This is a genomic window from Mucilaginibacter glaciei, from assembly GCF_014773245.1.
Taxonomy (GTDB): Bacteria; Bacteroidota; Bacteroidia; order Sphingobacteriales; family Sphingobacteriaceae; genus Mucilaginibacter; species Mucilaginibacter glaciei.
Window position 1 is genome coordinate 84,589 of record NZ_JACWMX010000012.1, and the last position, 9,700, is coordinate 94,288.

Sequence of the window (9,700 nt, forward strand, 5' to 3'; positions counted from 1 at the left end):
TATGTGTTTAATATGTAAACTTTATAGTTGCTAAAAAGGAAACATAAAATTACATTTGTAGTGGTGAAAATAACCACTACGTATAAAATGAGCATGCAGCTATTGAAACTACAGGTAACCAACGCCGAGCAACTGGTATATGATAACAGCCTGCTTATCTTAACGGTATTGGGCGGTATCAAATTGGAGGGGCTGGACAGGATGCGGGTAACGCTTAAACTGGAATTGCCGGACAGCCCGAGGCCGCCCTTACGCCATAATCTGGACCTGTATAACGATAACCAACTGGAAAAACTGATACGGAAGACGGCGGAAAAGTTGGAGATCGGCACGAGCCTGATAGCGGCCAGCCTGTCGGAACTGACGGAGCAACTGGAAGTTTACCGGGTGCAGCAACTCAAAAACCAGCAGGCCGACCAGTATATCCGCAAGCAGCTTACCCCCGAAGAACGGGAGCAAGCCGAAACCTTTTTAAAATCCCCGCACTTATTACAAAGGACTAACGACCTGATCGGGCAAAGCGGCGTGGTAGGCGAAGAACTGAACAGGCTTATCATGTACCTGGTGTTTACGAGCCGCAAACGGGCGCAGCCTTTGCATGTGGTAAGCCTGGGCAGCAGCGGCACGGGCAAAACGCATTTACAGGAAAAAGTAGGGCAGCTCATGCCCGAAGAAGAAAAGATCGAAATTACCACGCTATCCGAAAACGCCTTTTACTACTTCGGCCAAAGAGAATTGAAGAACCGTTTGGTGCTGATCGAAGACCTGGACGGAGCGGAAAACGTGCTTTACCCCATGCGCGAACTGATGAGCAAAAGAAAAATAAGCAAAACGATAGCCCATAAAAATACCAAAGGCGAAACCAAGACCATCCACTTAATTGTAGAGGGCCCGGTATCGGTAGCAGGCTGCACCACGAAAGAAAGCATCTACGAAGATAACGCCAACCGCAGCTTTTTACTGTACCTGAACGAGAACCCGGAGCAGGACGAAAAAGTAATGCAATACCAGCGGCTGCATTCGGCAGGCAAAATAGACACCCAAAAAGAAAGAGCCGTGCAGGAACTGCTAAAAAACTGCCAAAGGATATTAGCCCCGGTCAAGGTGGTGAACCCTTACGCCGAGCAATTGAAGATCCCGGCAGAAGTTTTTAAGCCACGCCGGAGCAACGCCCATTACCTGGCCTTTATAGAAGTGGTAACTTTCTATCACCAATACCAAAGAAGATGGACGGATGAAAGCACCGGGGAAGTCATTTACGAACCGGGCGAAATGATGCCTTTAACAGATTGCGGCGTTATTGAAACCACGCTGGCAGACATCGCCGAAGCCAACCAATTGCTCAAAGAAGTCTTGCTGCGCAAGAGCGATGAATTGAGCGGGGCTTGCCGGAACTACTTTGAAGAACTGAAAACATACCTGCAAGCTGAAAAAAAGCAAACGTTTGGCAGCCGCGAAATAAGAAGCCGTTTCCGGCTACCGGGTACTACGTTCCGGCGTTACCAAAACGCACTGTTAAGCTGCGGGCATATCAGGTTAAAGAGCGGCAAGCAAAATAGTGGCTTTCTATACGAAGTGGCCAGCTTTGAAGAATACGAGGCATTGCGCAGCGGGATAGCGAACGTACTCGACGAAGTGCTGCAAGCCATTACGCCACCCGTGAGCCACGAAACAAGTGGCGCACCTAAACTACAGGAAATCAGCACCGAAGAAGCGGTGAGCCATACAGCACAGGAAAAGGGTACCGGGCATAAAAAACGCCATGAAGAAGCGGAGGGTTATACCTACCAAACCATGGTAAAAACCACACAGGAAAACCCGGAATGCCTTTTTACAGCCCATACCATCAGCGAACTAACCCGCCGCAGCCCCCGATCAGAGAACCGCTACTTAAAAATACTGCACGATACGGGCTTAGTGATACGGGTATGGCAGGACAAAAAATACCTGTACCGGGTTGATAGTGCAAAAATCATTCCCCTACCGGGGGAACAGGAAGGGGGCTTATGAAAAGCCTGCCCTTAAACAATACCGGCTTTGAGTACCTGCAAACAGGCTTCCGGGAATGGCTGGACATCCTGGGCTATTGTGAAAGCAGCGTTTACAGCGTACCGCATTACCTGCGTTCATTCCTGCACCATTTGGAGGGCTTGGGGGTAAACAGTGTACGGGACATGCAGCAAAAGCATATCAAAAGCTTTTATAACCACATCAGCCAGCGGCCGCACATCCGGCACGCCACCGGGTTGAGCGACAGTTACATCAGGATGCACATGCAGGCTGTAGAAAAGTTCCTGGAATACCTGCACCATAAAGGCGTACAAGAATTGCCCACCACCGGGGTAAGGCTCGGAGCGCCGCAAAAGAAAGAACCCGAAGTATTGACCATCGAAGAAGTGAAAATGCTTTTTGAAACAACCGACAAAATGCCCGGCGGTGCCAGGAGCCGGGTAAGTACCGAAGCTATCAGCGCAAGGGACAAGGCCATGCTTACGGTATATTACAGTTGCGGCCTGCGCAGTAACGAGGGTGAGCAATTGAGCATAGACGACATCAACTTTGATACCCGGATATTGCATGTACGCAAGGGCAAGAACTATAAAGAGCGGTTTGTACCGTTCAATAAAACCAACGCAGCCTACTTACAGGAATACATTTACGACTACCGTCCCCAAATGTTAGCAACCACCTCCCTACCGGGGAGGCCGGGAGGGGCTGAAACCGCCTTGTTTATCTCCCCGACAGGAGAGCCGACCAAAGGCCCGAGCCTGCGGTGCAGGCTGCAACTGCTACAGCAGCTAACAGACGATGCGGTATTACAGCAAAAGACCGTCGGACTGCATACGCTGCGTCACAGCATAGCCACGCACTTATTACAGGCCGGCATGAGTTTGGAAAAGATAGCCCGCTTTTTAGGCCACAGTAGTTTAGACAGTACGCAGATATACACCCATATTGTAAAAAGAGTAAATGACAACCTATAAAGATTACCTATTTTCCCTGGGACTAAGCAGCAGCACCGTAAAGCATTACTACAAACATACGCTTGACTTCTTAGCCTGGCTGGATAAAGACAATACCGAGGCCGAAGCGGCCACGGCAAAAGAAGTATTGGGCTTTATGAATCACCTGAAACAAAAAGGGCTGGAAAACCTGACCCGGAGCGTACAGCTTGGCCTGTTAAAACACTTCTTTGATTACCAGATCGCGCAAGGCTTAAGAAAAGATAACCCGGCAAAGCATTTGAAAATACGGGGTGTTAAGCGTGTTACGCTTTACCCTACGCTAAGCAAAAAGGAACTGGAAGCCATTTACCATAATTACACCATACCAGCGGACGAAGACCCGAGGGCGAACCGGAATTGGTTTAAAACCTACCAGCTATCGAGGCAGCGCAACAAAACCATCCTGGGGCTGATGATATGGCAGGGCATCACTACGCCGGAGGCCAACAAGCTTACCCCGCATGACGTTAATCTTAAAGATGGTACGATATACATAGCGGGAAGCCGTAAAGGAGCGGAAAGGACGATGGAACTTAAACCGCAGCAGATCATCGGGCTGATGGAATACCAGTTAAAGACCCGGAACGAACTTCAAAAATATTGTAGTAATCCGAGCGAATACTTTTATATAGCCACCCCACCGTCCGGGCAGAAAACAGCCACGGGGCAATACCCGCTTAATATATGGAAACGGCTAAGTGATGAAGTATCGAAACTATGCCCCCGTTTCATTAACTTTAAACAGGTCAGGTCAAGCGTGATCACCCATTGGCTGGCCGTGCATAACTTAAGGCAGGTGCAATACATGGCCGGGCATAAATACGTGAGCAGTACAGAGGGTTATTTAGTGAACCAGGTAGAAGACCTGCAGTTTGATATAGACCAGTACCACCCGATAGGATAAGCGGGTTATATATAAAATCAGAATAAAAGATAAATTTGTACAATGGGGACGATTGATAAAGCAGCTTACAGCACCTTCCTGGAAGAAATAAAAGAACAGGTTTACCGCTCTCAATACCAGGCGTTAAAAGAAGTGAATAAAGAATTGCTGGGCCTGTATTGGTTCATCGGTCAAAGTATCGCCGTGACACAAGAACAATCAGGCTGGGGCAAATCAGTGGTTACCACCTTGTCCGAAGATCTTCAAAAAGAGTTTCCGGGGATAAAAGGCTTTTCAGGCAGTAACCTGTGGCGGATGAAAGGCTTTTATGAAACCTATAGCCAAAATGAAAAACTCGCACCAATGGTGCGGGAAATAGGCTGGAGCCATAACCTGGTGATCTTGGAGAAATGCAAAGACGATCAGGAACGGGAGTTTTATATCAGTATGGTCAGGAAATACGGCTGGACAAAGAACGTATTGATACACCAGGTAGAGGGCAACGCTTATCACCGGTATTTAATGAATCAAACCAACTTTGATACCACGCTGGAAGAAAAATACCGGCACCAGGCCAAACTGGCAGTAAGGGATAGCTATATCTTTGGCTTTTTAGAAATAAGCGAAAGGTATTCAGAGCGTGAACTCGAACTGGGTTTGATCAAGAACATCCGCAGCTTTTTAATGGAAATGGGTGGCGACTTCGCATTTATGGGCAACCAATACCACTTAGAAGTAGGTAACGAAGAATATTACATTGATCTGCTGCTCTATCACCGTCGGTTAAAATCAATGGTAGCTGTAGAACTTAAAACAGGAAAGTTCAAAGCGGAGTATGCGGGTAAAATGCAGTTCTACCTAACAGCATTGAACGAAACAGTAAAAACAACCGATGAAAATCCATCTATAGGAATTATTATTTGCAAGGAAAAGAATCGCACCATCGTAGAGTACGCCTTAAAAGAAATGAACAGCCCGATGGGCGTAGCTACCTATACCATCAAAGAAGAACTGCCGGAAAATATGAAAAAGATGCTCCCATCACCCGCAGCTATAGCGGAAAGCCTGGAAAAATTGCTATAACCCACCTCACAGGAAAAGCGGTGTTCGTCATCACTCGTCAGCGCAAAAACCACGCCCTCGTTCGTACCTCACTCCGTCATGCTTTCCGCCTTCCTCGTTCTTCCTCACGGTCTGCTGCCCCTGTCCAGTCCCCGACTGGTAGAAGCGTGGCCAGTCCAGCCGCCGCCCTATTGTTAGGCTCGCCTGCTGGCTCGGCAACCGCCCCGCCGGTAGAAGCGGGGACTGGCGGCCGGTCGCCCTTTCGGGACTTTTCCCGGCCGGGTTTGCCTCACACTCGCAACGGCTTCGCAAGAAAAAAAGGAAGAAGCAGGGCGCATAATCCCCCCGCACGTGGAGGCCGTTTGTTTAATTGGGGGCTATCTTCCAAAGCCCCCAAACCCCCGTTGGATCGTTTACGTGCCGGATGCAAGCCGCACAAACCCACCCCACAACCCACGCTTACATCCAGCCCGAAAACGTCTGCCTTTCAGACGGAGAAAAACAGCTTTTTATAAATCAGCAAGATGTACAATTGTGCCACAATTGGATCTTGCGGCCAGGCCGAAAAAAATGCTTTCGGCGTTTAGCAAGATAAACGATTGTCCGACAATCGAATCTTGCCCCATTGCTCCAAAGTCGCCGGGGGAACCCCCAAAAAACCTTTGCCGACTAACGAGAGCAAAGGCAAGTTTGCCACGAGCCGGAAGGCATCGTGGTAGTTTTTGTGGACACAAAAACACAAACTTGCTGCTTATCTGAAATAGAAATAAAATGAGAATAAGGCATCAGGTGATTAACTGTTAAGCACCAAAAAGCGGGAGAAGACGGGGCTGTCAAGGGAACGTGGAATAAATGGGTGGTGCGTGAAAGGCTTGTGGGTTTATGCCGCGAAAGTCCCTTTACTGCCCTGGCTTCGGAGGCTACCTTTGCGGTAACAGATGATCGGCTTAACCAGTACGCAGGCCGGGCGGTGGAAAGCCGGATGCGGGCAGCTTCGCTGCTTAACATAATTGAATTATAGGACGGCTTCGGATGCGCGAGGGAACGGAGCGGGCGTACTATAATAACGTGTTATGTTAAAGCATCCGGCGTGGGTCGGGCGGGGAATGGGCCTAAATAAATCTCTTTATCTGCTGATTCGGATATAAACTTTTACTACCTTTAAATCATCTCGTAAGAGAACGTTCTTTGAACTTTTTGCAGGCGCAAGAGAGTGAACTGACAGCCAGCCAAAAAAACGCCTGAATACTTATACCTACGGGTTTAACGGGAAGGAGAATGATAATGAGGTGAAGGGCGTAGGCAATCAGCAGGATTATGGTATGCGAATCTACGATCCCAGAGTAGGCAGATTCTTAAGTGTTGATCCGTTAACTATAAAATATCCTGAATTAACGCCGTACCAGTTTGCCAGTAATGCTGTAATTGGAAATACAGACTTGGATGGATTAGAGCTGTTTCCATCCTACAAAGCTTTAAAGATTAACTCTCCAGTTACAAGGGTTTTAAAAGATGTAGAAATTCGAAATATAAATCTCAAGAAAGCTGTTGTTTCCGCTGGTTTCAAACTTGGGTTTTCTGAAGAATTACCAAAAAAGTTAATCAATCATTACAGTTTTGGTAATGGAAGTCAAATGACTTTATCCGAAAAGCAAATGATGGATATTCATTCACAGCAGGTTGGTATCCAGGGATTAGATCCCGTGGATTTAAAACAGTTTCACGATTTATTAATGCAAACTCCTAAAGGGAAATCAGTTCAACTGAAAGAGTGGAGGGTTTTAAGTGGCTCTGGCGTCTCAGGTACTTTAGGCACGTTTACAGTTGTTTTTAATGGGACATTTACAAAGGATGATAATTATTTTTATAAATGGACATTTAGAGGTAAGATGTCATTTGAAGACAATTGGAACTTTAATTCACATAATTCAGCAGTTAATTCAGGCAAGAGAAGCTTAAGAACAGAAGAAGGGGCTAAATTAACGGATTTTGCAAAGAAATATTTAATTGGCAAACCGTTTGATGTGTCTAGCGTAGGTGTAAATGTTGTGCAAAACAGTGATGATAATTTTGTAAATTGGTTTAAAGATAAACCATTTATTGCGGTACCAAATCGAGCATCAAATGTGAAATCAGATAGTGAGAAAGTCAAGACAGATGGAACAAAATACTAAATATCGCAAAGCACACAAATTTAAAGTGTATTATATATTATTATACACAATCGTCTCGAGTTGTCAAATTTCTACTCAAACAATCGGTTTAAGTAAAGCAAAAGGATATTTGAGTCTTGATCTTAAGAAGGAGAACCAAGTCTTATTTTACGAATATAGAATTCGGCCAGATTATTTATATCCCAAAATCGTGTACATAAAATTTAAATGTAACAATCCTGAATTGCTCATTCAAAAAATGAATTTAATACCTGCAAGGCCGTTGCCGAGTCGATATTCTTCAAGAAATTACGATTATTCGTTGGCTCAATTAATTAAAAATTTCTGGCAATTAGGAAGCACCAAGAATAACATCTCAAAAGTAAAATCTATAGAGACTGAAAAATTAAATTGGTGGTACAAAAAACAACTTCCAAGTAATACATTTGGGGGGGGTTATAGTGAACGTGAAAAAAAGGTTGTGCCTGCAAAAGATGCTTCTAACGGAAGGTTAATTTTCTATACTGAGCACCAAGATGTGTACATAGAGATTGATCTACTAAGTGAAAATAGGTAATTCTTTAAACAAGCAGAAGTAATCAAATCAAAACAGTTTACTTATCATTTACACGTCAGTATGTAGTGTTAAAACACGAAAATACCATGCCTATGATGTTAAAAAAATCACGGAACTATCACCGGTAATCCTTAATCTTTCTAACTTTGTACCGGTACTAAAGCGAAGCTGCCACCTGTTCGACCGCCGCCTCTTAAAAAGTTAATAGAGTTATTAGTTACTCCGTAAAAGTTGTGTTCCAAGGCAAAATTTTTGAAATACGCGATAATTGTCTTCGAAGCAGTTAATTGCGTACTAAGCCTCTCACACCCAAAAATGTTCCTTCCCCGGACGTATTACCTTCTGTGAGTCTCCCAGACACGGTTTACAATTTTCCATAATTGATGAACGTACTAACATCAACTGCTGCGGCTGGGTTAGTTTTCCGATTCCCATTTTCCCATCACCATCAATTGTAAGATCATTGCCATAGTACCATTGATATCCAGTCCCTAATTTATTGAAATTGCGCCTCGTTCCCATAACCATTTTACCACTTGCGTTATTATTGCCTGTATAAGCAGCTACCGTCATAATTCTTCCCTGACCCCATAGACTCTTACCATCTGTATTACACGGGATAGCAAATTCCAGTTGTGCACCGATGTTCGTATTACGTCCACCCTTGCTTGCCTCTATCACCAAACTTTGCGCAGCTAGTGGGGTATAATCGTCCAAATTGTTCCCTGTGCCTAACACATGGAATTTTGCAGTAGGGAAGGATTTGTCTACACCCACATTTCCCCCGCTTGTATCAAGTAATAATCCGACATGCGAATTATTGGAATTACTGACACTTTGAATCGAACCTGTCCCGTTCGCATCGGCTCTGGTATTGATCAGCATAAAAGTTTTACCTGTTGGGCTGGCACTAATTTTTAAATTGGTGCCCCCCAAGGGAGTAATCGGACATGTTTCCACCCTGAACATCCAGGCTATCAATCGGATTAACGGTCCCGATACCGATATAATCGGCAGGATTAATAACCACCCCGGTAAAACCAGCGCTGGTGTCTGCAAAACCGAACTCTTCGGTGCCAACAGTCGAGCCATTGGCCCCTTGGAATATACTTATTTTAAAGCGTATTTTTAAGAAAACAAAAATCACGCAACTATGGCTTTACAAACAGACCCAACTTAATTTTAATCAGATCGATATCTTCCTGCTGCTTTTTCAATTGCTTTTCTTTTTGGATCAGATGAAGCGTTAACTCTTCAATTTTCTTGAGCAAAAGGGTATTCATCTCGCCTAGATTAATTCCTTTATCAGCCATCTCTTTGGCAGAAGGAACCTCCGGCAAATGATGATATTTTGCTATATATGCTTCCAGTTCTTTAAGTGTACCAAGTTTGTATTGCTCTTCAAAAACGTAATCCGGGCCGGGAATATTCAAATCAACCCGCACTTCGTTGGTGTGAATGACGCCATTTACCGTTAACTTTGAATCCGGAGTTGAGGTGCCAATTCCTATGTTACCACTCTTTTTGATGGTCATTCGCCTATAAGCTTGCAAATCACTATTAGCAATTGTGTAAGCGCTCCCGGTTGTTGGTCTATTATAGATAGCAATTTCGCCTTCATTTTCATAGGCTATCATGCTAAAATCGGAGTTTACAGGACCTTCTACATGCCAGGTATTATCCGCATCAATCCAGTGTATATTGTTTGTGATTGCAGATCTGACATAGTTGTTCTGAGCGGAGAGTGCGGAATGAAAATAGGATTTGGTTCCACTATTAATTGATATGCCCGGATTAGACGAAGCATTTCTTCCAAAAGAAAGTGTCGTACCAGGGTCACTATCAGCGATGCCGATATTACCGTTCTTGAAATTTAAGCCCGCTGAATTCTGTCCGCTCATAAAAGTGTCTTGTCCTGAAAAAAGTTGACTAATAAATAGTCAACAAAATGAGTTATAAGGTAATTAAAGTAAAGGGTGAAGCCTCGCAGTTAAGGTACAGCGAGGCATTCAGACGCTCT

11 protein-coding genes are annotated in these 9,700 nt (G+C 44.8%); 8 read left to right on the top strand and 3 right to left on the bottom strand.

Annotated features, from left to right (window positions below; all coding sequences use genetic code 11):
* Positions 1 to 87: 87 nt before the first annotated feature.
* The 8 genes from IDJ76_RS20180 to IDJ76_RS20210 all read left to right on the top strand — a co-directional run bounded on the left by IDJ76_RS20180 (position 88) and on the right by IDJ76_RS20210 (position 7,680).
* Positions 88 to 2,010 (top strand): ATP-binding cassette domain-containing protein, encoded by a 1,923-nt coding sequence (locus IDJ76_RS20180; RefSeq protein WP_191166068.1) that lies wholly within the window; start codon positions 88 to 90, stop codon positions 2,008 to 2,010.
* A complete protein-coding gene (locus tag IDJ76_RS20185; RefSeq protein WP_191166071.1) occupies positions 2,007 to 2,984 on the top strand; it encodes a tyrosine-type recombinase/integrase in 978 nt (325 codons plus the stop codon). Before IDJ76_RS20180 ends, IDJ76_RS20185 begins: the two co-directional genes overlap by 4 nt.
* On the top strand, positions 2,971 to 3,909 hold the full coding sequence (locus tag IDJ76_RS20190; protein WP_191166072.1) for a tyrosine-type recombinase/integrase: 939 nt from the start codon (positions 2,971 to 2,973) through the stop codon (positions 3,907 to 3,909). Before IDJ76_RS20185 ends, IDJ76_RS20190 begins: the two co-directional genes overlap by 14 nt.
* Positions 3,910 to 3,951: 42 nt before the next feature.
* Entirely contained in the window at positions 3,952 to 4,971 is a 1,020-nt protein-coding gene (locus tag IDJ76_RS20195; RefSeq protein ID WP_191166074.1) for a PDDEXK nuclease domain-containing protein, read from the top strand.
* Between the two features lie 146 nt (positions 4,972 to 5,117).
* On the top strand, positions 5,118 to 5,465 hold the full coding sequence (locus IDJ76_RS20920) for a hypothetical protein (RefSeq protein WP_224746428.1): 348 nt from the start codon (positions 5,118 to 5,120) through the stop codon (positions 5,463 to 5,465).
* 341 nt (positions 5,466 to 5,806) lie between these two features.
* Complete coding sequence (locus IDJ76_RS20200) at positions 5,807 to 5,971, top strand: hypothetical protein (protein ID WP_224746429.1); 165 nt, start codon at positions 5,807 to 5,809, stop codon at positions 5,969 to 5,971.
* A 220-nt stretch (positions 5,972 to 6,191) separates the two neighbouring features.
* A complete protein-coding gene (locus IDJ76_RS20205) occupies positions 6,192 to 7,124 on the top strand; it encodes an RHS repeat domain-containing protein (protein WP_191166089.1) in 933 nt (310 codons plus the stop codon).
* Positions 7,108 to 7,680 carry a hypothetical protein gene (locus tag IDJ76_RS20210; protein WP_191166078.1) on the top strand — a complete coding sequence of 191 codons (573 nt, stop codon included), beginning with the start codon at positions 7,108 to 7,110 and terminating at the stop codon, positions 7,678 to 7,680. Before IDJ76_RS20205 ends, IDJ76_RS20210 begins: the two co-directional genes overlap by 17 nt.
* 303 nt (positions 7,681 to 7,983) lie before the next feature.
* Here IDJ76_RS20210 and IDJ76_RS20215 read toward each other — a convergent pair whose 3' ends face one another.
* The 3 genes from IDJ76_RS20215 to IDJ76_RS20225 are packed head-to-tail and all read right to left on the bottom strand — an operon-like array spanning position 7,984 to position 9,581.
* On the bottom strand, positions 7,984 to 8,565 hold the full coding sequence (locus tag IDJ76_RS20215; RefSeq protein WP_191166080.1) for a hypothetical protein: 582 nt from the start codon (positions 8,563 to 8,565) through the stop codon (positions 7,984 to 7,986).
* A 25-nt stretch (positions 8,566 to 8,590) separates the two neighbouring features.
* On the bottom strand, positions 8,591 to 8,827 hold the full coding sequence (locus IDJ76_RS20220) for a hypothetical protein (protein WP_191166082.1): 237 nt from the start codon (positions 8,825 to 8,827) through the stop codon (positions 8,591 to 8,593).
* Between the two features lie 4 nt (positions 8,828 to 8,831).
* Complete coding sequence (locus IDJ76_RS20225; protein WP_191166084.1) at positions 8,832 to 9,581, bottom strand: hypothetical protein; 750 nt, start codon at positions 9,579 to 9,581, stop codon at positions 8,832 to 8,834.
* Between the last annotated feature and the right edge of the window lie 119 nt (positions 9,582 to 9,700).

What these genes read in the sequence shown, in the direction of transcription:
- IDJ76_RS20180 (WP_191166068.1), top strand. Translation starts at nt 88, where the DNA reads ATGAGCATGCAGCTATTGAAACTACAGGTAACCAACGCCGAGCAACTG.
- IDJ76_RS20190 (WP_191166072.1), top strand. Translation starts at nt 2,971, where the DNA reads ATGACAACCTATAAAGATTACCTATTTTCCCTGGGACTAAGCAGCAGC.
- IDJ76_RS20225 (WP_191166084.1), bottom strand. Translation starts at nt 9,581, where the DNA reads ATGAGCGGACAGAATTCAGCGGGCTTAAATTTCAAGAACGGTAATATC.
- IDJ76_RS20215 (WP_191166080.1), bottom strand. Translation starts at nt 8,565, where the DNA reads ATGCTGATCAATACCAGAGCCGATGCGAACGGGACAGGTTCGATTCAA.
- IDJ76_RS20185 (WP_191166071.1), top strand. Translation starts at nt 2,007, where the DNA reads ATGAAAAGCCTGCCCTTAAACAATACCGGCTTTGAGTACCTGCAAACA.
- IDJ76_RS20210 (WP_191166078.1), top strand. Translation starts at nt 7,108, where the DNA reads ATGGAACAAAATACTAAATATCGCAAAGCACACAAATTTAAAGTGTAT.
- IDJ76_RS20195 (WP_191166074.1), top strand. Translation starts at nt 3,952, where the DNA reads ATGGGGACGATTGATAAAGCAGCTTACAGCACCTTCCTGGAAGAAATA.